This is a genomic window from Microbacterium sp. F01 (genome assembly GCF_056156365.1).
Window position 1 is genome coordinate 155,496 of record NZ_CM149592.1, and the last position, 24,277, is coordinate 179,772.

The 24,277-nt window shown below is 70.0% G+C and carries 20 protein-coding genes; 15 read left to right on the forward strand and 5 right to left on the reverse strand.

What is annotated here, in order from left to right:
* Positions 1-17: 17 nt before the first annotated feature.
* Positions 18-923, reverse strand: a complete 906-nt coding sequence (locus ACVN90_RS00695) for a siderophore-interacting protein (RefSeq protein ID WP_475100240.1) — start codon at positions 921-923, stop codon at positions 18-20.
* A 238-nt stretch (positions 924-1,161) separates the two neighbouring features.
* Between ACVN90_RS00695 and ACVN90_RS00700 the strand changes: the two genes are divergently transcribed.
* The 5 genes from ACVN90_RS00700 (at position 1,162) to ACVN90_RS00720 (ending at position 6,040) form a co-directional block, all read left to right on the forward strand.
* Entirely contained in the window at positions 1,162-2,061 is a 900-nt protein-coding gene (locus ACVN90_RS00700) for an amidohydrolase family protein (protein ID WP_310287117.1), read from the forward strand.
* Position 2,062: 1 nt separating this feature from the next.
* The gene (locus ACVN90_RS00705; RefSeq protein ID WP_475100241.1) at positions 2,063-3,757 is read left to right on the forward strand and encodes a thiamine pyrophosphate-binding protein; all 1,695 of its coding nucleotides are present in this window, start codon (positions 2,063-2,065) and stop codon (positions 3,755-3,757) included.
* Between the two features lie 70 nt (positions 3,758-3,827).
* On the forward strand, positions 3,828-4,865 hold the full coding sequence (locus ACVN90_RS00710) for an Ldh family oxidoreductase (RefSeq protein ID WP_475100242.1): 1,038 nt from the start codon (positions 3,828-3,830) through the stop codon (positions 4,863-4,865).
* A gap of 3 nt (positions 4,866-4,868) precedes the next feature.
* Complete coding sequence (locus ACVN90_RS00715; RefSeq protein ID WP_475100243.1) at positions 4,869-5,810, forward strand: NADP-dependent oxidoreductase; 942 nt, start codon at positions 4,869-4,871, stop codon at positions 5,808-5,810.
* Between the two features lie 71 nt (positions 5,811-5,881).
* On the forward strand, positions 5,882-6,040 hold the full coding sequence (locus ACVN90_RS00720; RefSeq protein WP_169748663.1) for a hypothetical protein: 159 nt from the start codon (positions 5,882-5,884) through the stop codon (positions 6,038-6,040).
* A gap of 133 nt (positions 6,041-6,173) precedes the next feature.
* Here ACVN90_RS00720 and ACVN90_RS00725 read toward each other — a convergent pair whose 3' ends face one another.
* Positions 6,174-6,599, reverse strand: coding sequence for a cupin domain-containing protein (locus ACVN90_RS00725; RefSeq protein WP_475100244.1), 426 nt, complete (start codon positions 6,597-6,599; stop codon positions 6,174-6,176).
* Positions 6,596-9,430 carry a family 78 glycoside hydrolase catalytic domain gene (locus ACVN90_RS00730; protein WP_475100245.1) on the reverse strand — a complete coding sequence of 945 codons (2,835 nt, stop codon included), beginning with the start codon at positions 9,428-9,430 and terminating at the stop codon, positions 6,596-6,598. The genes ACVN90_RS00725 and ACVN90_RS00730 overlap by 4 nt, the downstream gene beginning before the upstream one ends.
* Before the next feature lie 130 nt (positions 9,431-9,560).
* On the opposite strand from ACVN90_RS00730, the gene ACVN90_RS00735 reads away from it, so the two are divergent.
* From ACVN90_RS00735 to ACVN90_RS00765, 7 genes are all read left to right on the forward strand, one after another.
* Positions 9,561-10,145: a carboxymuconolactone decarboxylase family protein gene (locus ACVN90_RS00735; protein WP_475100246.1), complete on the forward strand. Its 585-nt coding sequence runs from the start codon at positions 9,561-9,563 to the stop codon at positions 10,143-10,145.
* A 42-nt stretch (positions 10,146-10,187) separates the two neighbouring features.
* Entirely contained in the window at positions 10,188-11,240 is a 1,053-nt protein-coding gene (locus ACVN90_RS00740; RefSeq protein ID WP_475100247.1) for a hypothetical protein, read from the forward strand.
* 395 nt (positions 11,241-11,635) lie between these two features.
* A complete protein-coding gene (gene purU, locus ACVN90_RS00745; RefSeq protein WP_475100248.1) occupies positions 11,636-12,541 on the forward strand; it encodes a formyltetrahydrofolate deformylase in 906 nt (301 codons plus the stop codon).
* Positions 12,542-12,581: 40 nt separating this feature from the next.
* The gene (locus tag ACVN90_RS00750; RefSeq protein ID WP_475100249.1) at positions 12,582-13,415 is read left to right on the forward strand and encodes a methylenetetrahydrofolate reductase; all 834 of its coding nucleotides are present in this window, start codon (positions 12,582-12,584) and stop codon (positions 13,413-13,415) included.
* 23 nt (positions 13,416-13,438) lie between these two features.
* Positions 13,439-14,794, forward strand: coding sequence for an aminomethyl transferase family protein (locus tag ACVN90_RS00755; RefSeq protein ID WP_475100250.1), 1,356 nt, complete (start codon positions 13,439-13,441; stop codon positions 14,792-14,794).
* Between the two features lie 60 nt (positions 14,795-14,854).
* Positions 14,855-16,198, forward strand: a complete 1,344-nt coding sequence (locus ACVN90_RS00760) for an ATP-binding protein (RefSeq protein WP_475100251.1) — start codon at positions 14,855-14,857, stop codon at positions 16,196-16,198.
* 33 nt (positions 16,199-16,231) lie between these two features.
* Positions 16,232-17,164, forward strand: coding sequence for a bifunctional methylenetetrahydrofolate dehydrogenase/methenyltetrahydrofolate cyclohydrolase (locus ACVN90_RS00765; protein WP_475100252.1), 933 nt, complete (start codon positions 16,232-16,234; stop codon positions 17,162-17,164).
* Positions 17,165-17,231: 67 nt separating this feature from the next.
* Here the strand turns inward: ACVN90_RS00765 and ACVN90_RS00770 are convergent, their stop codons facing one another.
* Positions 17,232-17,714, reverse strand: coding sequence for a MarR family winged helix-turn-helix transcriptional regulator (locus tag ACVN90_RS00770; protein WP_475100253.1), 483 nt, complete (start codon positions 17,712-17,714; stop codon positions 17,232-17,234).
* A 129-nt stretch (positions 17,715-17,843) separates the two neighbouring features.
* Between ACVN90_RS00770 and ACVN90_RS00775 the strand changes: the two genes are divergently transcribed.
* Positions 17,844-19,223, forward strand: coding sequence for an aminomethyl transferase family protein (locus ACVN90_RS00775; RefSeq protein WP_475100254.1), 1,380 nt, complete (start codon positions 17,844-17,846; stop codon positions 19,221-19,223).
* A gap of 154 nt (positions 19,224-19,377) precedes the next feature.
* Here ACVN90_RS00775 and ACVN90_RS00780 read toward each other — a convergent pair whose 3' ends face one another.
* Positions 19,378-20,712: an aminomethyl transferase family protein gene (locus ACVN90_RS00780; RefSeq protein ID WP_475100255.1), complete on the reverse strand. Its 1,335-nt coding sequence runs from the start codon at positions 20,710-20,712 to the stop codon at positions 19,378-19,380.
* A 181-nt stretch (positions 20,713-20,893) separates the two neighbouring features.
* On the opposite strand from ACVN90_RS00780, the gene ACVN90_RS00785 reads away from it, so the two are divergent.
* Positions 20,894-22,465 (forward strand): arylsulfatase, encoded by a 1,572-nt coding sequence (locus tag ACVN90_RS00785; RefSeq protein WP_475100256.1) that lies wholly within the window; start codon positions 20,894-20,896, stop codon positions 22,463-22,465.
* Positions 22,466-22,650: 185 nt separating this feature from the next.
* Positions 22,651-24,198 carry an ABC transporter substrate-binding protein gene (locus tag ACVN90_RS00790; protein ID WP_475100257.1) on the forward strand — a complete coding sequence of 516 codons (1,548 nt, stop codon included), beginning with the start codon at positions 22,651-22,653 and terminating at the stop codon, positions 24,196-24,198.
* The last annotated feature ends 79 nt before the right edge of the window (positions 24,199-24,277 follow it).

A 24,277-nucleotide genomic window follows, 5' to 3' on the forward strand; every position in this document is an offset into this window, starting at 1 on the left:
TAGATTTCCGCACACCGTCAGTCGGGGTCGGACGGGTCGATGGGAGCGTGGTGGTCGAAGGCCGCGGTCCCCCGCTTCCAGTAGCCCGAGAGGGCGACCTGCTCGGGTGAGAGCGCGAGCGTGCGGCGCAGGTGGCGGCGGAGAGGGATGAGGACGGATGCCTCGCCCGCAGCGAAGACGAAAGTCGAGGCGTCCACCCCCACGACGTCGAGCGCGGCCACCACGGTTTCGGGGTCACCGGCGCTGTCGAGGTGGTGCACCGTGACGTCGGTGCGACCGGAGGTCTCCGTCACGTAGTCCGAGACCCAGGTGCCGTCGTCGGACGTGAGAGCGACGAGATCGACCGTGGTGGTCGCCGGCACTTCGGCCGCCCAGCGCGTCGCGGAGGGAAGGGCGGTCTCGTCCACGACGAGGACGAGCCGCGCGGCGCCCTGCGGGGCCGCCTTCGAGCCGCGGGGGCCGACGATCACGAGCTCGTCGCCCATGCGCGCTTCGCTCGCCCAGCGGGAAGCAGGACCGGGGGACGGGTGCAGGTAGAAGTCCAGGTCGAGGGCGATCTCGTCGCCCACGGTCGTCACGCGGAGCGGGGTGAAGTCGCGGGCATGAGTGGGCGCATCAGGCCGCACGATCCCGTCCTCGCCGGGGCCGACGGCGGTCGGCGCGACCAGCTCGCCTGTCTCGGGGTCGGGGAAGAACACCCGCACGTGGTCGGCGGGTCCGCCGCTGGTGAAGTCGGCGAAGTCGGGGCCGGTGACGCGCACGCGCAGCAGCACCGGTGCGACCTGCTCGACCCCGGCGACCCGTGCACGACGGGCGGTGAAGCGGTTGCGGCCGCCCGCGCGGAAGAAGGGCGACGCGGGGTCGGCGCCGGGCCGCGCGGCTCGCGCGCCACGCTCGGGCGCCGTGGTCGAGGTATCCGTCATGTCTTCACTCCTCACGTGGACGGGCAGAAGCCCGCCCATTCCAGCAAACCACCGGACGCCGCGCGCAGGCCCGGGAAAGCTTGCACGATCCGTCAACCTAAACGTGCGTCCGCGACCCTGGATAGGCCTGATCCCCCGGGATACGTTCGCTTGCACTGGAGCCGAGTGGCCCAGCCGGTGACCGCGTCATCGCCGACACGGCAGACCGGCACGCAGCACACGAACGTGAGGAAGACCGTTGTTCATCGTCGATTCGCAGATCCACCTCTGGAAGGAAGAGACGCCGGACCGTCCCTGGGTCCCGGGCGCTCGCGAGCGCATCCGTCTCAACGGCCACCGCGAGGAGGCATTCCTCGCGGAGGAAGCCGTCTCGCTCATGGATGAGGCCGGCGTCAACCGCGCTCTCATCCTGCCGCCGTCATGGGAGGGCGATCGCATCGACTACGCCCTCGAAGCCGCCGAGCAGTACGACGGCCGGTTCGGCATCATGGCGCGCATCCCGCAGAACGACCCCGAAGAGGGGGAGCGCCTGCTGCACGAGTTCAAGGACAACCCCTACATCCTCGGCACGCGCCTGACCTTCCACCGCCCGCAGGACCGCAACTGGATGATCGACGGCACCAACGACTGGTACTGGCCGATCGCCGAGAAGCTCGGCATCCCGACGATGGTCCACGCGCCGATCTGGAAGCGCGAGCTCGGCCAGATCGCCGAGAAGCACCCCGACCTGAAGATCATCATCGACCACATGGGCATCATGGCCCGCTGCGTCGACGACGCCATCGGCTACTGGGTGCAGGAGACCGCCGACCTGCACGTCCACCCGAACATCTCGGTGAAGGTGTCGGCCCTGCCCGGCTACTCGACGCAGCCGTTCCCGAACTACAACATCGAGAAGTACGTGCGCGAGGTCGTCGACAAGATGGGCCCGGAGCGCGCCCACTTCGGCACCGACATCACCCGCCTGCTCGGCCACGGCCTCACCTGGACCGACACGATCGAGCAGTTCACGAAGTACTACACCTTCTCGCCCGAGGAGCTCGACTGGATCATGGGCAAGGGCATCTGCAAGGTGCTGGACTGGGACATCCCCGAGACGGCGGGCGTCGGATCCGGCGCGAAGGCGGAGACTGTCTGACGTGACTGCGAAGAAGTATGACGGCGGCGAGCTGCTCATCGAGGCTTTCGACGATCTGGGCGTCGATGTCATCTTCTCCTCGCCGGGGTCGGAATGGGCCCCCGCCTGGGAGGCGCTCGCCCGCCGCCAGGCGGAGGGCGTTCCGGCCCCGCGGTACCTCGACCTGATGCACGAGACCGTGGCCGTGGGCATGGCCACCGGCTACGGTCTCGTCACCCGGCGCGTGCAGGCGGTCCTGCTGCACGCGACCCCGGGGCTGCTGCAGGTATCCATGGCTGTGCACGGCGCACTGCTCGCCGGCGTCGGGATGGTGGTCACGTCTTCGGAGTCCACCACCTATGGCGACGGGCCCGGGCAGGATCCGGGCGGCCAGTGGTACCGCAACCTCTCCATCGTGGGCGGCACCCACCCCGTCGCCGACCCCTGGACCAAGTGGTCGCAGCAGGCGGCCTCCGTCTCGACCCTCTACGAACTGGTCAAGCGCGCCGGCGAGCTCGCCGGGCGCCAGCCCACCGGCCCGGTCTACCTGAACCTCCCGTTGGAGGTCCTTCTCGAGCCGGCCGAGGAGCCGGTGCGCAAGAAGGTCGTCGAGCGCGGGCGTCGCATCTCGGCGCCGGAAGACGTGGACGCCGTCGCCGAGCTCCTCGCGAAGGCGAAGCGGCCCGTCATCATCACCGAGACGGCGGGACGCGAGCCCGGAGGTTTCGAGGCGCTGCGCGCGCTCGCGGAGGACCTCGGGATCGGCGTCATCGAGCCGACCTCGGCGGTGTGCGCCAACCTGCCGAAGTCGTCGCCGGTGCACTTGGGCGGCGAGCTCGAGCCGCACATCGACGAGGCCGACCTGATCCTCCTCGTCAACTGCCGGGCGCCGTACTACCCGCCGAGCCGCAAGCCGCTGAAGGCCACCACCGTCGTCATCGACGAGGTGCCGCAGCGCCCGCACATCGTGTATCAGGTGCTCAACGCCGACCACTACCTCGAGGGTGCGCTCCCCGAGACGCTGGGTCAGCTGCGCGAGGCGACCCTGCAGCGCGGCGGCGGCTTCGCGGCCCGCGCCGCGTCGTTCCGCGAGGCCCACGACGCCTGGGCGGCGCAGACCGCCGCCATCGAGGCGAAGGCGGCCGGATCGGACGGGATCGACCCCGTCGCGCTGGCCGTGAAGCTGCGCGAAGTGGTCGCCGCCGAGCAGGCCACTGTCGTCGACGAGACGATCACCCACGGCCGCGTCGTGCAGCGCCACATCGGCTGGGAGCGCCCCGACTCCTTCTTCTACGTGCAGGGCGGGCTCGGCCAGGGGATCGCCGTCGCGCTGGGCGTGAAGCTCGCGGTCGAAGACGGCTTCGTGCTCTTCACCGTCGGCGACGGAGCGTACCTGTACAACCCGATCGTGCAGTCCCTCCTGGCCTCCAAGGACTTCGCTCTGCCGGTGCTGATCGTGATCTTCAACAACAAGAAGTACCTGTCGATGAAGATGAACCACCTGCGTTTCTACCCGCAGGGCGCCGCTGTGCAGACGAACAACCACCTGGGTGTGGACCTGTCCAGCCAGCCCGAACTGAGCGCGTTCGCCGCCCCGTTCGACATGTTCGCCGCCGAAGTCGACGACCCCGCCGAACTGGACCGCATCCTCGCCGAGGCGGTCGCCGCGGTGAAGAGCGGAACGACCGCCGTCCTCAACGTCGCGGTCACCCGATGAGCCCGGAGCGGGCCGGCAGGAAGCTTCCGGCCCGCTCCGCACCACTTCCCTGATCCCGAAAGGCAGCACCATGCCCATCACCGTTCCCGCGGACGCCCTCGAGGGCTTCATCCGTGACATCTTCGAGGCCGCCGGCGTGAGCGCCGAAGACGCCGCCGCGGCCGCACCGTCGTTCGTGTGGGCGAGCCTGCGCGGCGTCGACTCGCACGGCATCTCACGCGTTCCCCGCTATGTCGAGATGTTCGGCTCGGGGGTCGCGAACCCGCGACCCGCGATCGTCATCGACGACTCCGCCCCGGGCGTCGCCGTCGTCGACGCCGACTTCGCACCCGGCCCGGTAGCCCTCACGCAGGCCGCCGATCTCGCGATCGAGAAGGCGCGCACCCAGGGCGTCGCCGTCGTCTCGGTGCGCAACACCGTGCACACCGGTGCGATCGGCTACTACGTCAGCCGCATCGCCGACGCGGGCCTCGTCGGCATCGGCATCGCCGCCGGCTCGCCGATGATGTCGTACGAGGGCGCCGTCGGCGCCTCGGTGGCCACCAGCCCGCTGGCGATCGCGGTGCCCGGTACCGGCGACAAGCCCACCGTGCTGCTCGACATGGCGAGCTCCCTCATCGCGCTCGGCAAGATCGCGCAGTACAAGCGAGAGGGCACACCGCTGCCCGAGGGCTCGGCGACGACCGCCGACGGCACGCCGACGACCGACCCGGAGCTCGCGAAGATCCCGACGCCCCTCGGCGGGCCGAAGGGATCGGGGCTGTCGCTCATGTTCGAGCTGCTGACCTCGGTGCTGGTCACGGCCCCGATCCTCACGAAGTACCACGCGGGCGAGAAGAAGCATCGCCAGAACGCCACGCTCATCGTGCTCGACCCGGCCGCCTTCGGCTCCGCCGAGGAGTTCGCCGCGAACGTCGACGCGACGATCGACACGATCCACGGCCTGCCGAAGGCGGAAGGCGTCGAGCGGATCCTCGTTCCCGGGGAGCGCAGCGCCGGAACCCTCGAGAAGCGCTCGGCCGCCGGCATCCCGGTCGGCGACAAGCTGTGGGCCGAGCTCGTCGAGACGGCTGCCGGCCTCGGCGTCGCGGTGCCCGAGGCGGCCTGAGTCATGGCGCGCAGATGGGTGCTGCCGGAGTACGGCGGGATCGACGCCCTCGAGCTCGAGGAGTTCGCGCCGCGCACGCCCGACACCGGCGAGGTCGCCATCCGCGTGACGGCCGCGGGGCTGAACCCGTCCGACTACAAGGGCCTGTCGGGCGGCTGGAACGCCGACCCGTCGCTGCTGCCGCTCGGCGTCGGACAGGAAGCCGCCGGCGTCGTGACCGCCGTCGCGCCCGGCACCGAGATCGCGACCGGTCGGGTGGCCGTCGGTGACCGCGTCGTCGCGTTCAAGATCGCCGGGGCTCTCGCGAGCGACATCGTGGTCGCAGCATCCGAGGTGTTCGCCCTGCCCGACGAGGTCGACGACGTCGCGGCCGCGGGACTCCTCCACGTCGGCGTCGTCGCCGCCGAGCTGCTGGCGCTCTCCGGCGCGCAGCGCGGCGAGACGCTCGTCGTCCACGGGGCATCCGGTTCGGTCGGGGTGGTCGTGACCCAACTCGCCGTGCGCGACGGCATCCGTGTGATCGGCACCGGCTCCGAGGGGAGCCTGGCCAAGATCACGTCGTTCGGCGCCCAGGCGACGACCTACGGCGACGGACTCGCCGACCGCGTGCGTATGCTCGCTCCCGATGGCGTCGACGCGGCGATCGACGCCGCAGGTACCGACGAAGCGCTCGCCGTCTCGCTCGACCTCGTCGCGGATCCCGCCCGCATCGCGACCCTTGCCCCTGGACCGAAGGCACGCGAGGCCGGCGTCGGGATCTCCGCGGGCGCGGCCCCCGCGAGCATCGCGTTCCGCATGCCCGCGCGGCGTCGCATCCTCGACCTCGCCGCATCAGGCGAACTGGTGCTGCCCGTCGCGCGGACGTTCCCACTCGACGAGGTGCCCGACGCGCTGCGGCTCGTCGCGACGGGGCATCCCGGCGGCAAGGTCGTGCTCACGACGTAAGCGTCGCCCACGTTCCGGGCGTGTTGTCAAGAGGTTGGCCCGCGGCGCGGCATCCGTTCATCATGGTTTCCATGACCGGACTCGCAGTCATCCTGCTCATCGTCGGAATCGTCCTGCTGCTGCTCGGTGTCTTCATCGAAGCAGCGAAATTCCTGCTGTGGATCGGCCTCATCATCATCGTGATCGCGGTGATCGCCTGGCTGATGCGCTTCATCCGTCGTCAGACCTGAGTCCCCCAGCTCGGGCCTTCGGACGCCTCCGCGGATCGTGACGATCCCGGGCGTCGCCCCGGACGCCGGCGCCGTCGTCTCCCCAGCAGACGGCGCCGGCGTCCTCACGTTGTGCGCGGGGCGGAGCGCGAAGTCAGCGCCCGCCCATGGCGTCTTCGGGTGTGAGGTGCTCGACGGTCTTGCCGGTGTCGGCGAACGTGCGCGTCACGTAGGCGCCGGGGTAGATCCAGAGGATCCGCATCGGCACGTCCCCGGTGTTCTGATAGCGGTGGAAGGTGTCGGCGGGCACGTAGGCGGTGTCGTCCGTGACGAGATCGCGGTGGATCAGCCCCTCCTCGGGGTCGTGCACCTCGACGAAACCCTGCCCCTCGAGGATGAGCACCTGCTCCCCGCAGTTGTGCGAGTGCAGGGGCGCGCCGGCGCCGACGGGGTACACGCTGATGCCGGTTGTCACCTCATTCGTGCCGCCCGCAGTGTCTTTCGTGATGAGGGGCCACGTCTTCACGGCACCGCCGCGGTCGAGCACCTCGATCTCGTCGAAGATCCGAATCGTCGTCATGGCGTGCCTTTCACGTCGTGGGCGGTGGCGAGGGCGTCGGCGGCGGCCGCGAGGGTCGCGTCGTCGGCGAAGACGAGGGCGTCACGGATGCTGCGCCCCGGCGTGTACAGCGCGTTAGAGCTCACGGCACCGGCGAGGAAGCGGTTGGGACGAGCGGTCAGGGCGCCGAAGAACGCGCGGTGCGCGGCGGGGTCGTCGGCGAGCTCAGCCATCGAGGACTCGAGGGTCACCGGCGGGCGCGGGGGCGCAGCATCCGTCTCGGCCACCGTCCATTCGTGCACCCCGGCGCCGACGTCGAAACGACGGCCGTCGGGCAGTTCGACATGCGCCGTCGTGTTCGCCGGGATCTCGGCGAACACCCGCAGGCCGCCGTCGATGCGCTCCCACCCCGACTCCGCGGGGCCGTAGGGAGTGTCGTGGCGCGCGCGGGCATGGCTCAGGCGGGCGAGGGGCTTCGGTGCGATGCGGACGACGCGATAGCCCTGCTCGGCGGCAGAGAGTCCGGCGATCTCGGCGTGCAGCCAGGCGGCGACCGAGCCGAGTGCGACGTGGTTGAACGAGATCATGGCGCCGGGGTTGAGCGAGCCGTCTGGGCGCAGGCCGTCCCAGCGCTCCCACACGGTGGTGGCGCCGACGGTCACCGGGTACAGCCACGACGGCGACTCGGTCTGGAAGAGCAGGCGCTCAGCAGCGTCGAGGTGGCCCGTCGCGGTGAGGGCCTGTGCGATGACGGCCGTGCCGACGAGGCCCGTCGCGATGCGGTAACCGTCGCGGCGGACGACGAATGCCAGGCGATCGCCGACGCGCTGCCGCAGCCGCGGGTCGTCGACCAGATCGAACGCGATCGTCAGCGCGTACGCGGTCTGGGTGTCGCACATCATGCGCCCGGTGGGCGTCACGAAGGCGTCGAGGTAGGCGCGGCGTGACTTCTCCGCTTCCACCAGGAGGCGGTCAGCCTCGGCGTGATGCCCGAGACGTCGCGCGACATCGGCGGTGAGCCGCGCGGTGCGCACGAGGTAGGCGGTCGCGACGATGTCGGTGTCGGTGCGCCCGCGGGAGGGCGCGTTGGGCGGCGCGTTCGGATCGAGCCAGTCGGCGAGCTGACGGCCGCTGGTCCAGAGGCCCTCCGCATCGCGGTGTGACAGCACGAGGTCGGCCCAGTCGCGCATGCCCGGGTAGAACTCGGTGAGCACCGAGGCGTCCCCCGAGCTCTCGGCGAGCACGTGAGGCACGATCGCGATCGCGTCGCCCCACGCCGCGACCGGTCCGCGATCGCTGAAGCCGGGCAGCACGTCGGGGGCGAAGAGCGGCACGAGGCCGCCGAGCCGGCGCTGCTCGAGTGCGAGATCGCGCAGCCAGGAGCGCAGGAAGGCGTGGCAGTCGAAGAGGAGCTCCGCGGTCGGTGCGAACAGCTGGGTGTCGCCGGTCCAGCCGAGGCGCTCGTCGCGCTGCGGGCAGTCCTGCGGCACCGCGAGATAGTTGCCGCGCAGCGTCCACACGACGTTCTCGTGGAACCGGTTCAGCAGCGGATCGGATGCCTCGAACCAGCCGGTGCGCCGCAGGTCGCTGCCGAGCACCACGGCCTCGACGGCGCCGTTCAGGAACTCGGCAGGGTCGAACTCGTCCGGCCACCCGTCGATGTCGGCGTACCGGAACCCGTGGAACGTGAAGCGCGGCTCGAGCACCTCGACCTCGTCACCGGCGAGGGTGAAGGTGTCCGTCGCCGCGGCGAGGCGGAGGGGACGGAGGGCGAGCTCCGCCCCCTCGTCGAAGCGGCCTTCGAGCACCTCGGCGTGGCGCACGGTGACGACCGTGCCGCGCGGACCGCGCACGCGCAGTCGCAACCGGCCGACGAGGTTCTGCCCGAAATCGAGCAGAACACGCCCCGATCCGGTGCGCGAGACCGCGACCGGCAGCATCCGTTCGATCTCGCGCACCGGCGAGGCATCGCGGGGCTCGAGGGCGGGCAGCGGTTCATCGATCACGGATGCTGCGTCCCACGCCGCGTCGTCGAAGCCCGGCGCGTCCCACCCCGGGATGCCGCGGCGCGCATCGATGTGCTCACCGGCGTAGATGCCGCTCGCCACGATGGGACCGTCGCCGGACGCGCGCCAGCCGTCGCCCGTGGCGACCGTGCGGACGGAGCCGTCTTCGAACTCGATCCGCAGCTGGGCGAGGGCCCGGGGCTGGTCGCCGTAGAACCGCTTCGGGGCCGTGAGCACGTGGTATTCCTCGGTGTACCAGCCGCCGGCGAGCGAGAGGCCCAGCGCGTTCTCGCCCTCGCGCACGAGGGCGGTGACGTCTGCGGTCTCGTAGACGAGGCGCTCGCGGTAGCTCGTCCAGCCCGGCGTGAGGACGAGGTCATCGACGGGGGAGCCGTTGAGAGACGCGTCGACAACGCCGAGCGCGGTCCAGTGGAGCGTCGCGGTGCGCACCGGCCGATCGATGACGAACGACGTGCGCAGCAGCGCCGGCTGCGCCGCCGCCTCGGGATCAGCGAGGGCGATCGGCTTCGCGACCCACTCCGGGGCGAACGCCGCCCACACGAGCAGCGGATCGCTCCACGGCGTCTCGACCCCGTCTGTGGAGCCCGCGCGCACCCGCACCTCGGCGCCTTCGCCGCTCGACAGCGGCGCGAACGGCCAGTCGACGAGCACGCTGTCGCGCCCTTCGCGGCGCACGACCTCGGTGCCTCTGCGCAGCTCGGCCCACTCCTGGCGCCACCCGGGTTCCTCGGACGAGACCGTCCATGACAGGCGCGGCGTCGACGAGGCGACCGCCGCGGAATCGACGCGCAGTTCGGCGGTGAGGGTGGCGACACGGGAGGGCACGATCTCACGCTAAGTCGGACCTCGCTTCGCGGGGTGCACGCTTACCTTGCCCAGGGCGCCCTCCCCGCAGCATCCGTCCCGCCCTAATCTCGCCCCGAGAACACCGCGACAGCCGAGCCCGGAGGACGACATGCGACTCGACGTGACACCCATCGACGAGATGACACCGCGCCAGCGGGAGCTCGCCGACCGCATCATCGCGAAGCGCGGGAAGATCGGCGGCCCTTTCAAGGTGTGGCTGCACAGCCCCGAGCTGTGCGACCGCGTCGAGGCGCTCGGCGCGTTCGTGCGGTTCGACTGCAGCATGCCCGAGCGCATCCGCGAGTACGCGCTGCTGGTCGCGGCGCGGTACTTCGACGCCCAGTTCTCGTGGAACGCCCACGTCGACAAGGCGATCGCCACCGGCGTGCCGGCCGAGGCGATCGAGGCGCTCGCGACCTGGGGTGAACCCGACTTCGGCGACGACGTCGAGCTGCAGACCTTCCACGACTTCGCGGTCGAGCTGCTCACCACCCACTTCGTGTCGGACGAGACCTACGCGCGCCTCACCGCCGTGTTCACGGATCAGCAGCTCGTCGACGCGATCGGCCTGCTCGGCAACTTCACGCTGCTTTCGATGTGCCTCAACACCTTCCAGGTCGACCTGCAGAAGGACCGCGTGCCCCCGTTCCCCGACGTGCGCGGCTACGCGAAGGTCACCCCCGCCGGCGTCTGACACCCTGGATCGAGGTCCTGTCCCGATCGAACAAGGAGAACCATGGCCGAGCCCCAGGGCGCCCACCTGGTCGGCAGCGTCAACTACGACGATGCCGAGACGACCATCCGCACCGCCGCCGAGGTGCTCGGCGGTCATCTCAAGCGCATCCCCGACGGCGAGGTGGGGCCGCGGTTCCACTGGATCCTGTTCCAGCCCGATGTGCTCGCCCAGGCCGAGGGCATCGAGCGGGTCGGCGAACACCCGATTCCCGTGAAGATGCTCGACGCGCGACCCGTACGGGTCGCCGACGGCGTCGACCCCGCGACGATCGAGTTCCCACCTCTCGGCTACGCCGCCGCGGCGATCGAGTCCTACGCGCTGTTCCGGCGGCTGCGCGAAGAGGGCGCGGTGCCGCCCGGTGTGCGGTTCCAGGTGTCGCTGCCGACCCCGCTGGCCGTCGTCGGCGCGTTCTTCCCCGCTGACCAGCGGGCCGCGATCGAGCCGGTGTACCGCGCCGCCATGTACCGGGAGCTCGATGAGATCCTCGCCGCGATCCCGCACGACGACCTCGCGATCCAGTGGGACAACGCCGTCGAGTTCCAGCTGATCGAGCACGTCGAGTACCGCGGCAAGGCGGCGGTCGAGCCCTGGTGGGGCGACGACCTGTGGGGCGGTCTCATCGCCCGGTCCGCAGAGCAGGCGGACCTCGTGCCCACTGACGTAGAGGTGGGATTCCACCTCTGCTACGGCGATGTCGCCGAGAAGCACTTCGTCGAGCCGGTGGATGCCGCCAACCTGGTGCGCTTCGCCAACGGGCTGTTCGCGGCATCCGCTCGCCCGATCACCTGGCTGCACCTGCCGGTGCCCATCGAACGCGACGACGAGGCGTACTACGCGCCGCTCGCCGACCTCGCACTGCCCGAGGGGACCGAGCTGTACCTCGGCCTGATCCACCGCGAAGACGGCGCGGCCGGCGCCGAGAAGCGCATCGAGACGGCGCTGCGCTACGCGCCCGTGTTCGGCGTCGCGACCGAGTGCGGCATCGGGCGGGCCCCGGCCGGAACGACCGAGGAGATCCTCGCGACCCATGCGGAGGTCGCCGCCGCCTGGTGACAGCGGTGCACGAGAGAAGCCGGCTCCCCTCGCGGGGCGCCGGCTTCTCTGTGTGCGGGCGCCGTCAGTCGGTCTCGGGTGCGCCGCAGTAGTCGCAGTCGCTGTCGTCGCAGTACCAGTCGGCCGTGCGGTTCATGGCGAGCTCCCTCCGGATAGTCGCGTGCGATCGGGCACTCGGGGCGGGGTCGCTCCTGCGGGTGCTCGGCGTCCGGCGATCGGGTGGTCACCTTCGTACTGGGTGCGTCCGCGAGTGGCGGGTGCATGCACCATCGTCCCACCGGCGACCGCGCACGGTCTGCACGCGAATGATGCACGGGAGGACACCCTGTCAGGACTTCCTTCGATTACAGACGACTGTTAGAGTTTCAGTCATCTGTAACAAGGGAGTACGGACGATGACGATCGTGGCACCGAAGACGCCGAACCTCGCACTGAAGCTGCCGACCGACGAGGGGATCCTGCTCGTCGAGGGCGAGGACCGCCCCGGCCTCGTGCGCGCGATCTCGTCGGCGCTGTCCGAGAACGGCGCCAACATCGTCTCGCTCGACCAGTACACCGACGACCCCGAGGGCGGGCACTTCTTCCAGCGCACCGTCTTCCACGTCGACGACTTCGCCGCGGTACGACCTGCCATCGAGGATTCGCTCGAGGCCGCGCTCGGAGGCGGCCTCGACCTCACCTGGACGCTCGCCGACCGCGCGGCCCCCAAACGCGTCGCGATCCTGGCTTCGACGTCCGACCACTGCCTGCTCGACCTGCTGTGGCGCCAGCGGCGCGGCGAGATCCCGATGACGGTGCCGATGGTGATCTCGAACCACACGGTCGTGGCCGACGACGTGCGGTCGTTCGGCATCCCGTTCGTGCACGTGCCGTCGCAGGGGCCCGACAAGTCGGTCGCCGAGGAGCGGATCCTCGAGCTGCTCGTCGGCAACGTGGACGTGGTGGTGCTGGCGCGCTACATGCAGATCCTCTCGGAGGACTTCCTCGAGCGCATCGGCGTGCCCGTCATCAACATCCACCACTCGTTCCTGCCCGCCTTCATCGGAGCCGCGCCGTATCGCAAGGCGAAAGAGCGCGGCGTCAAGCTCATCGGCGCGACGGCCCACTACGTCACCGGCGACCTCGACGAGGGCCCCATCATCGAGCAGGACGTCGTGCGCGTGACGCACGCCGACACCGCTGCCGACCTGCAGCGCCGGGGCGCCGATGTCGAGCGCGCCGTGCTCGCCCGCGCGGTCGCGTGGCACTGCCAGGACCGCGTCATCCGCAACGGCCGCGAGACCGTCGTCTTCCAGCCCTGACCCCTGAGCCCTTGAAAGGGATTCGAAGATGAAGACAGCCATGAGCACCGCGCTCCTCACCGACTTCTCGCTCGAGATGACCGGGAAGGATGTCGACGACCTGCGGGCCGCAGCATCCGTGATCCCGGCCGGCACCCGCATCAACGTGACGTTCCTCGCGGGCGAGGACCTGCCGATGCGGCTCGCCGCGGCGAAGGCCGTGCGCGAGGGCGGCTTCACGCCCGTGGCGCACATCTCGGCGCGGCGGCTGCACGGGCAGGCCGAACTCGAGGAGTACCTCGGCGCGCTTCGCGACGCCGGAGCGAGCGGGAGCATCTTCGCCGTGGGCGGCGACCCGGCCACGCCGGAGGGGCCGTACGCGGACTCGGAGTCCGTGATCCGCACCGGACTGCTGCCCGAGTATGGCGTGCGGCACGTCAGCATCGCGGGGTACCCCGAGGGTCACCCCGACATCCCCGACGACGTGCTGTGGTCCGCGTTGCGCGGCAAGGCCGCGGCGCTCCAGGAACAGGGCCTCGACGGCACGATCATCACACAGTTCGCCTTCGACGAGGAGCCCGTGCTCGCGTGGATCGAACGCGTGCGTGCCGAGGGCATCGACCTGCCGATCCGGATCGGCGTGCCCGGTCCCGCCGGCGTCAAGCGCCTCATCGGCTTCGCGCGCCGCTTCGGCATCGGTGCGAACGCGATGATCGTCAAGAAGTACGGGTTCTCGCTCACGAACCTCATCGGCACGGCCGGACCCGACAAGCTCATCGGCGCGCTCGCCGCCGGCTACGACCCCGCACGCCACGGCCGCGTGCACCTGCACTTCTACACGTTCGGAGGCCTCACGGCCACGAGCGAGTGGATCCGCGACTTCCGCGCGCAGTGACGCGCCGACCCCAGGAGAAAGCCATGAACGCACCCGCCACCATCCCCACCCTTCAGGACGCTATCGAGGAGGCCGGGTCTCCGATCCAGCTGCTGTGGAGGCCCGACGCCCCCGCGTGGACCGTCCCCGTCGTCGAGCCTGAGTTCTCTGGGTGGGGCGCCGAGCAGGCGGCGTGGCGCCAGAACGTCGCGCTGTTCGACCTGTCATTCCACATGTTCGACACGTTCCTCGAGGGCCCCGACACCGTGCGCCTGCTGAGCGACGTCAGCGCCAACAACTACGCGAGCTTCGCGGTCGGCCAGGCCAAGCAGTTCGTGCCGGTCTCGTACGACGGCGACATCGTGGTGGACGGCATTCTGCTGCGCACCGGGGACGAGGCGTTCACGCTCACCGGCGTGCCCGCCGCGCAGAACTGGGTGAAGTACCACGCCGAAAAGGGCGGCTACGACGTCGCGTACTCGACCGACCCCGACTCCTCGGTGCGCAAGGACCGTGACCCGAAGTTGTTCCGCTTCCAGGTGCAGGGCCCCCTCGCTGCGTACGCCGTCGAGCGCGCGTTCGGCGGGCCGCTGCCCGAGGTCAAGTTCTTCCACTCCGTCGAGGTCTCCCTCGGAGGCATCCCGGTGCGTGCGCTCCGCCACGGCATGGCCGGGCAGGCCGGCTACGAGTTCATCGGCGACTTCGCCCACTACGGCGCCGTGCGCGAGGCTCTGCTCGCGGGCGGCGAGCCGTTCGGCATCCAGCCGGTGGGCGGCAAGGCATACTTCACGAACGGCGTCGAGAGCGGCTGGATCCCGACGCCGACCCCCGCGATCTACACCGACCCGCGGCTCGAGGATTACCGTCGGTGGCTGCCGAAGTTCTCCTACGAGGGCATGAAGCCGCTCGGCGGCAGCTTCTACTCCGACCGCATCGAGGACTACTACATCTCGCCGTGGGAGCTCGGCTACGGCCGCTCGATCTCGTTCGCCCACGACTTCATCGGCCGCGACGCGCTGCTCGCGGCGCGCGACGAGGCGCGACGCACGAAGGTCACGCTCGAGTTCGACCGCGGCGACGTCGGGCGCGTGCTCGGTGCGGCCGGCGCCGACTATCTCAACTCGTACGGACGCTTCCGCATCGAACAGGGCGGGCAGCTCCAGGGCATGACGTTCTGGACCTCGAACATCGCCCCCGTCGGCACGATCCTCTCGCTGGCCCTCGTCGACCACACGGTCGCGGAGCCCGGCACCGAGGTCGAGGTCGTGTGGGGCCAGCACCCGGGCCACGGAGTGGCGAGCGACGCCGACCTCGGCCTCCCGCGCATCCGCGCGACGGTCCAGAGCTCGCCGTACAACGAGTTCGCGCGCACGGCATACCGCGCGAACGTGGCGGTCTAGGACGGGATGATTCCGGATGCTACGGCCCGCGGCATCCGTCGATCAACCGGAGATGGGGCGATGAGGCAGCGAAGTCACGCGCACATCCGCGACTTCCACGACGACGACCTCGAGGGGATCGTGCGGCTGTGGGAGCTGTCGCACGAGCGCGGTGAGACGCCGGTGTACTCGCTGGCCGAGGTGATCGCGTCCTGTCAGGCCGATCATGCCGTCGTCGCGGTGTCGGGGGAGCGGATCCTCGGGGCCGCGGTAGGCCGAGCCGCGCACGCGCAGGGCTGGATCGTGTTCTTCCGCATCGACGACGACCGGACGCCTGCGATCGACGCGGAGCGGATCGGGGCGGCTCTGCTCGACCGCCTCGAGCGGCGCATGGCGCCCCTCGGCCTTGGGAAGCTGTCGGTCATCGTGTCGGACACCGCCCAGGGCGTGCCGCATCTCACCGGCAACGGGTTCGAGGTGCGGCACCAGCTGCGCTACTTCGAACGCCCGCTGCCGGTGCAGCGGCGCGAGCTCGACCTGCTCAAGGAGGTCGGCGGCCGCATCCTTCCCCGCCGGCTCTGGCACAACGTCGCGGGGATGGCGCGCGAGAAGCTGCTGCTCGAGGAACGGCTCGTCACGCCCCTCGCGCACCCCGGGCTCGCGGCACGCTACGGCGTGCTGCCGCCGCGCGCGGTCATGCTCTTCGGGCCGCCGGGAACCGGCAAGACGACCTTTGCGAAGGCGGTCGCCTCTCGCCTGGGCTGGCCGTTCGTCGAGGTCTTCCCGTCGCGGCTCGCGGATTCGCCCGCAGGGCTCCCGGCGGCGCTGCGCCAGACGTTCGAGGTCATCGCCGAGCTCGAGCACGCGGTCGTGTTCATCGACGAGGTGGAGGAGATCGCGTCGCGGCGTCGCGGCGACCCGCCCTCGCCCACGCAGGGCGTGACGAACGAACTCCTCAAGCTGCTGTCGGAGTTCCGCGAGCTCGAGGGCCGCCTCCTGATCTGCGCCACCAACTTCGTGCGCGCGCTCGACGCGGCGTTCCTGCGCCACGGCCGGTTCGATTACGTGCTGCCGATCGGATTGCCGGATGCCGACGCCCGGCGCGCGATCTGGATCCGCTACGTACCCGCCGGCGTGGTGGACGGGATCGACCTCGACGCGCTCGTCGACGCGAGCGAGGGGCTCACGCCCGCCGACATCGAGTACGCGGTGCGCCGCGCGGCTCAGGACGCCCTTGCAGGCGCGCTGCAGGGCGCTCCGGTCGCGACGACGACGGGAGCGATCGTGCTCCCCGACGTCGACGAGTCGCCGGTGCAGCTCGAAACCCGCCACTATCAGCGCGCGCTGCGCTCGACCCGCGCCACCGTGTCGAAGAGCGCCGTGCGCGACTTCCTCGAAGACATCGACGCGCTCGCGCGCCTCTGAACGCCCTCACCCCACCGATCCGATCGGAGAGACATGACCGCCATCGTGCTGGACGGCGTCGCCACCGCCGCCGCCGTCAAGGAAGAGCTGACGGAACGCGTGCGCGCCCTGCGCGACCGGGGCATCGTGCCCGGCCTCGGGACGCTGCTCGTCGGCGACGACCCCGGATCGCGATCGTACGTCACGGGCAAGCACCGCGACTGCGCCGAGGTCGGCGTGGAGTCCATCTCCGTCGAACTGCCGGCGTCCGCCACCCAGGCCGAGATCGCGCAGGCCGTGCGCGAGCTGAACGCCGATCCGGCCGTCACCGGGTTCATCGTCCAGCTGCCGCTTCCGACCGGGATCGACGAGAACGCGATCATCTCCCTCATCGATCCCGCCAAGGACGCCGACGGCCTCCACCCCGCGAACCTCGGACGCCTCGTGCTCGACGTCGACGCGTCGGACGCCACTGTGCCGCTGCCGTGCACGCCCGTCGGGATCGTCGAGCTGCTCACCCGCAACGGCGTCGCGACCGCCGGCAAGCACGTCACCGTGATCGGCCGCGGCATCACGGTCGGGCGGCCGCTCGGGCTGCTGCTGTCGCGCCGGGGGATCGACGCGACCGTGACGCTGACGCACTCGCGCACGCCCGACATCGCCGACCAGGTGCGTCGCGCCGACATCGTCGTCGCCGCTCTCGGGGTGCCGCATTTCGTGCGGCCGGACTGGGTCCGTCCCGGCGCCGCAGTGCTCGACGTAGGAGTCACGCGAGTGGGTACGACGGCGTCGGGCCGGGCGAAGCTCGCCGGTGACGTCGCACCGGAGGTCGCGGCCGTCGCAGGGTGGATCTCGCCGAACCCGGGCGGGGTGGGCCCGATGACCCGGGCCATGCTCGTCGCGAACGTCGTCGCGGCCGGGGAGCGCGTCATGGCACCCGACTCGCGCGAGCTCGTCGACGCCGGCTGGAGCGCCGGCCACGCCTGACCCGCAAGCCTTTGCGAGACGGGATGCCGCGGGCCGCAGCATCCGTTTCGTCAATGGTTCTCGGGGGTCAGCGCACCGGCCACATGGTGCCGGTGGGGACTTCCTCGTCGAAGGTCGACGCGATCAGGTGCAGCGCAGCCGAGAGGGCCGCCTGGTCCACGTCGCCGAGGGCGGACTCGACCTCGCGGTTCACCGAGGCGACGCGCTTGCGGCCCTCGTCGGCGACCTCGAGGCCCTCGGGCGTGACCTCGTACCAGATGACGCGGCGGTGGATCGGGTGCGGGACGCGCCGCACCCATCCCTCGGACTCGAGGCGGTTGAGCGCGGTCGTCGTGCTCTGGGGCGTGAGGCGGAAGAGGCGCGCGAGATCGGACGCCGACATATGACCGAGCTCGTCGAGGTGCACCATGATGCCGAGCTGGGTGACGGTGAGTCCGAGGTCGTCGATCGCCTCGACCACTCGGCGGTGAAGGGCCTGATTGGCCCGCCACAGCCGGTAGGGGATGCCGCCCAGCCACTCCGATGGCCGCTCCGGCTCGTTCAGCACCATGTCGCCTCCTCGCGTTGTCGGTTCACATTATCAGGATTTCCAATCATTGAAGTGGGATGACATGTTTACAGATGACTGATATTCTGAACGCATTCCCGCATCGACGCGGGTCGTGGAAGGAACCGAAGGATGCCCACTCTCGAAGACGAGATCCAGAAGGCCGGCGGACCGCTCTCGCTCCTGCGCAGCGGACGTTCCGGCGCCTACGCCTTTCCGGTCAAGCCGGAGTTCACCAACTGGCGCGACGAACAGGAATCGTGGCGCTCGACGGCCGCGCTCATGGACCTGTCGCTGCACATGCCCGACCTCATCGTCGAAGGACCGGACGTCTTCCGCCTTCTCGAGCACATCGGAGCGAACAGCTTCCGCAACTTCGGCCCCATGAAGGCGAAGCAGCTCATCGCGGTCGGACACGACGGCAACATGGTCGGCGACGCGATCCTGTTCTGCCTCGGCGAGCAGCTCGTGCGCATCGTCGGTCGCCCGCCGGCGCTCAACTGGGTGCAGTTCCACGCCGAGACCGGCGACTGGAACGTGACCGTCCGCAAGGACGAGCGTTTCGTGCTCAACCCCAACCGCGAGTACTACCGCCTGCAGCTGCAGGGACCGACCGCCGGCGAGATCTTCGAGAAGGTCAACGGCGGTCCGATGCCCGAGATCAAGTTCTTCCACATGGGCAGGTTCAAGATCGGGAAGTACGAGACGACGGCCCTGAACCACCGCATGTCGGGCTTCCCGGGGCTCGAGTTCTTCGGTCCGTACGAAGAGCTTCAGGGCGTCCGCGAGACGCTCCTCGAGGCCGGAGCCGAGTTCGGCATCACCCAGATCGGCGGCCGGGCGTACGCGTCGGTCGCCACCGAGTCGGGGTGGATCGCCAACACCCTGCCCGCCGTGTACTCGCAGCCTGAGATGAAGCCGTTCCGCGAATGGCAGAACGCGCGCTCGTTCGAGGGGACGCTCGCGATCGCCGGTTCGTTCGTGTCGGATGCCATCGAGGACTACTACGTGACGCCGTGGGACCTCGGCTACACCCACATCGCGAAGTTCGACCACGACTTCATCGGCCGCGAGGCGCTCGAGGCGCGCATCGACGAGCCGCACCGCCGCAAGGCGTGGGTCGAGTGGAACAGAGACGACGTCGCACGCATCTTCGCGAGCATGTACAACGAAGGCGCGGACCGCTTCAAGTACCTCGAGATGCCGTTCGCGACCTACACCGCGACGCAGTTCGATCGGGTGGAGAAGGCCGGCGCCCACGTCGGCAACATGAACCTGACGACCTACTCGTCGAACACCCGCAGCTGGATCTCGCTCGGCTCGCTCGACGGCGAGGCGCAGGTCGGCGACGAGGTCGAGCTCACGTGGGGCGAGCCCGCCGGCAGCGTCGACAGCCCGTTCTACGAGCGGCACACGCAGACGAAGGTGCGCGCGACGGTGATCCCGCGTCCGTTCTCGGAGACCACCGAGGGCTCGGGCAACCGCCAGGCCGCGGCCGTCGCCGCAGCCTGACGCTCAGAAGAGGGGACGGATGCTGCGGCCCGCGGCATCCGTCCCCCTCGTCGGTCGTGGTCATTCCAGGTTTGGGGCGCGTCGGTGCCGTTCGGGGCGCATAATGCGCGCCCCGAACGTGCGGGAAGCGCCCCAAACCCGGGGTAACCCCAGGTCAGTCCTTCCGGTACGTGGTGCGGGCGTACTCGTTGTACGGCGCGGGCTGCACGGTGGCGCGGATGCGCGGGAAGCCGAGGTCGGCGTCGGGTGCGGTGCCGTGGCCGGGGTGGTCGCCCCACACCACCTCGACCTGCGTGCCAGGGGCGGCGTGCGCCGTGTCGACGAGCGACAGCGCGAGCACGCGTCCGAGCGGCGCGATGCGGGCGGCCTGGAACGTCGTGCCCACCAGCTCGCCGCCGGTCTCGATGCGCTGGCGGCCGTAGTTGTTGAGGTAGGCGTCGTCGGCGCCGAGCGCGCGCACGTCGTCGGCGTCGAGCTCGAGCGTGACCTTGGTGCGGTGCACCTGATCCTTCGCCGCCCGCAGGGCGTCGCGGCCGATGAAGTCGTGGTTGAACGAGATCGAGCGGCCGTAGCCCAGCTCCCACGGCGACGTGTAGTAATCCTCGATGCGGTCGGAGTAGAACGAGCCGTAGAGCGGGTTCTGGCCCTCGTACGTGAACAGGCCGAGGCGCTGACGGTAGTCGGCCAGCGTCGGATCCGTGTAGATCGCCGGGGTCGGAGTGGGGATCCAGCCGCTCTCGACGCCGTTCGTCGCGTACGACAGCGCGCCCACGAGGGAAATGCCGAACTCCTCACCTGCGGCGGTGAGCGCATCCTTCACGGCATCGTGATCGGCGTAGTCGCCGATGAACTCATAGCCCGCCTGACCCGCCATGCCGTGGCGCAGAGCCCGGAACGAGCGGCCGGCGAGCGTGACCGGCGTGGAGTGGAAGAACTTCGTCTCGGGCAGCGGTCCGCCGAACGCCTTGTGCACGACATCGAGGGCATGGGGTCCCTGCACCTGCAGGCGGAACAACCGCGGCTGCTCGCCGAAGCGGAACTCCATGGAGCCGTCGGTCTCGAACTCGACGTCGTAGCCGCCGGCCGCCGCGTGCGAGGTCACCCAGTTCTGCGCGGCGGGGACGCCGCTCAGCACGAACGACTCCTCGCCGTCACGCAGAAGGATGCCGTCGGTGATGATGTTGCCGTCCGCGGCTACGGGCACGAACTGCTTCGCCTGCCCGATCTCGAAGCTCTCGACGTTGTTGGCGCTGACCTCGCCGAGGAGCCGTCGGGCGTCGGGGCCTCGAAGGAACGTGTCGGACATGTGGAACGAAAGGTCGGAGAGCGTCACCTGCGTCCGCCACGCGGTCTGCTCCGCACCCCAGCCGGAGTACTCGTCGTCGACGACCGGCGGCTTCCACGGGCCTGAGCCCGGCTTCCAGAGCAGGCGGATCGGCGATCCGGCCTCGTCGATGCCTTGCTGCAGGCTCACGAACTCCCATGCCATGTGCGGCTCCTTTGCCTCGGGCTGCGAATCGGATGTCGCTGGATCCCAGATGTATGCAGAAGTGTAAGTCAACTGAAATAACATGCCAAGAGGTTCGTGCCGTGCAGTCTTCGCGTGCACGAAGCGCCCCGTCGCGCCCGCGAGACTGGAAGCGACCCGCCGCAGGAGCCGAGGAGCCGCGATGACGCCGCCCACCCCCACCCGCCCCGACGTGATCGTGATCCTCGTCGACGATCTGGGGTTCTCCGACCTCGCGTCGTACGGCGGCGAGGTCCCGACGCCGAACCTGGACCGGCTCGCCGAGCGCGGCGTGCGCCTCAGCAGCTTCTACACGACCCCGCGCTGCAGCCCGACCAGAGCCGCGCTGCTCACCGGGCGACCCTCGCATGAGGTCGGGATCGGCGTGCTCACGCGCCCGGTCGGCTACCGCGGTTCGCTCGACCCCGAGGTGCCGACCCTCGCGACGATGCTGTCGGAGGCGGGCTATGCGACCGCGCTGGCGGGCAAGTGGCATCTGTCGTCGCAGGTGAGCGAGGCCGACGACACGTGGCCCACCCGACGAGGGTTCGACCGCTTCTACGGGATCATCGGCGGCGGCACGAGCTACTTCGCCCCGAAGGCGTTCTTCCGCGGCGAGCAGAGCGCCGAGCGCGACGCGCTCCGCCCCGACTTCTACCTCACGCATGCGCTGGCCGACGAGGCCGTCGACTTCGTGCGCGAGCAGACGGCTGCCGACAGCCGCTACTTCCTCTACCTCGCGCTCACCGCGCCGCACTGGCCGCTGCAGGCGCCGGAGGATGACATCCGCGATCGATCCGGCGACTACGACGACGGCTTGGACGCGCTGCGTGAACGACGCCGTGCGCGCCAGGCTGACCTCGGGCTCTTCCCCGAGTCGTTCGACCCCGCACCCCGCGACGATGCCGAGCCCGCATGGACCGACGCCGGCGAGGCGTCGTGGCAGGCTCGACGCATGGAGGTCTACGCCGCGCAGGTGGTGGCGATGGACCGGGCGATCGGAAGGCTCCTCGACGAGCTCGACCACGCCGGGCGCTTCGACGACACCCTGCTGCTGTTCCTCAGCGACAACGGCGCCGAGGCCATGGAGATCCCGCTGGGCAGACGTTTCGCCCCCCACGTGACGCCCGATCGCACCCGCGACGGCGGGCCGGTCTCCATCGGGAACGACCCTTCGATCGTGCCCGGAACCGAAGACACCTACGCCAGCTACGGTCGGGCATGGGCGAACCTGTCCAACACCCCATTTCGGCTGTACAAGTCGTGGGTGCACGAGGGCGGCATCGCGGCGCCGATGATCGCGAGCTGGCCTGCGGGCGGAATCGTGGGCGGCAGCATCCGTCACGATCCCGCTCACGTGACCGACGTGCTCCCGACCATCGCGGCCGCCGTGGGCGCGCCGACGCCCGACCGCGTCACCGGCGCGAGCCTCATCGGGCTTCTTCAGGGCGATGGGATGCCGCCGCGGGACCTCTGCTGGGAGCACATCGGCAATGCGGCCATCCGCCGGGGCCGGCACAAACTGGTGCGCGAGTACGGCGGGGAGTGGGAACTGTACGATCTGGATGTCGACCGCGCGGAGCTGCGCGATCTCGCCGCCGAGCACCCCGAGCTCGTGGGCGAGCTCTCGCTCGCGTGGCAGGACTGGGCCGACCGGCACGGGGTCATCCTGTTCCCCGATCTCGTCGCGATGTACGAGACGCAGGGGCTGCCGGCGTGGCAGGCGACGTCGTGATCGAACGGGTCCGCGAACCCGGTCCGCGCACCCCGCAGATCGTGCACGGTTAGCTTGCCGGTTGGGGTCTGGGTCCACTCGCGGACCCGTAGGTACCGTGGCAGGACCCGAGCACCAAGGCGGGTGTTCTAGCCCAGATCCGAGCGTGCAGAAGCGCTCGAAAGTGACGCGAGGAGGCGTCCCACATGGCACTTGAGAAGCGATGGATGAAGGTGGTGGTCCCGCTGGTGGTCGTCGGCGCGATGCTCGCCGGCTGCTCCGGCGGAGGTGGCGACGCCGCCCCGACCAGCAGTGCGACGTCCGGCCCGCCCAGCGAGCCCACCGGCACGCTGCGCATCAACTGGGGCTCCGCGCCCAGCACGTGGGCACCCGGCGCTCGCATCGAGCCCGGCTACTACTACGTGCCGTACGAGTCGCTCGTGCTGCTCGGGGACAACAACGAGATCCTGCCGAACCTCGCCACCGAGTGGGTCGAGGAGCCGATGGCCCTCACCCTCACGCTGCGCGACGACGTGACGTTCCACGACGGGACGCCGTTCAACGCCGAGGCCGTCAAGACCAACCTCGAGTACGTCCGCGACAACCCCGGTGCCTACTCCGGTCCGCTGCAGGCGATCGCGTCGATCGACATCGTCGACGAGTACACGGCCAAGATCAACTTCAAGTTCCCGGCGCCGACCTTCCTGACGATGCTCACGCGCAACAACGTCCTCATCGCCAGCCCGACGGCGATCGCGGACGGCACCATCCTCACCGAGCCCGTCGGCACCGGTCCGTGGAAGTACGACGCCGCGAACTCCGTCGACGGCACGAAGTGGGCGTTCACCCTCAACGAGGACTACTGGGGCGACCCGGTGTACTTCGAGAACGTCGAGCTGTACGCCATCGCCGACGACACGTCGGCCGTCGCCGGTCTGCTCGGTAACGAGCTGGACGTCACCGACGTCGAGAACGACCAGTTCTCGCGCATCGAGGGCGTCGAGAACATCGACTGGTACGACTACAACGCCGTCCGCAACAACGTCGTGTTCTTCGACCGTGCTCCCGGCGGGGTCTTCGGCGACGTCGACGTGCGCAAGGCGATCTGCTCGACGCTCGACATGGAGGCGTACCAGCAGTACGACCCCATGACGCTCGAGGTGCCGAACCAGCACTTCCTGGAGGGCGAGGTCGGCTACAACCCCGACATCGTCGGCTACCCCGTCGACCTCGACGAGGCCGCAGACCTCCTGGGCGACGCGACCGTCGAGGCGACCTTCCCTGCCGCGCCGTTCCTCAAGGGCCAGATCGAGTTCTTCGCCGACCAGATGAACCAGCTCGACGGCGTGAACATCACGGTGCAGGACCTCGCTGTCCCGGACTTCCAATCGACCTGGAACACCGGAAAGTACGCGCTCGGCATCGGCCAGAACCCCGAGATCACGCCGTTCGACTGGTACTCCAGCTGGTTCGCCTCGACGGCGCGTCAGAACCCGTCGAAGTACGAGAGCCCGGAGCTCAAGGCCGCCGCAGACGCTGCGAAGGCGGCCGGCAGCTCGGAGGAGGCCGACGCCCTCTGGCAGGAGGTCATGAAGATCATCATCGACGACGAGGCGCTCGCCTGCGGGTTCGCCGTCGGCGGTCAGCGCATCGGCTGGAACACCGACACCGTCGCCGGTGTGCAGGAGTCCACGCAGCCGTACATGATCAACCTGATCGACTACCGCACCGTCTACCCGGTGGTCTCCGAGTAACCCACCCGCGCCGCTGAAGCGGCGCACCGCGACAGATCCGCAAGAGTAAGGAAGCAGCACCATGGGACGGCGAACGACA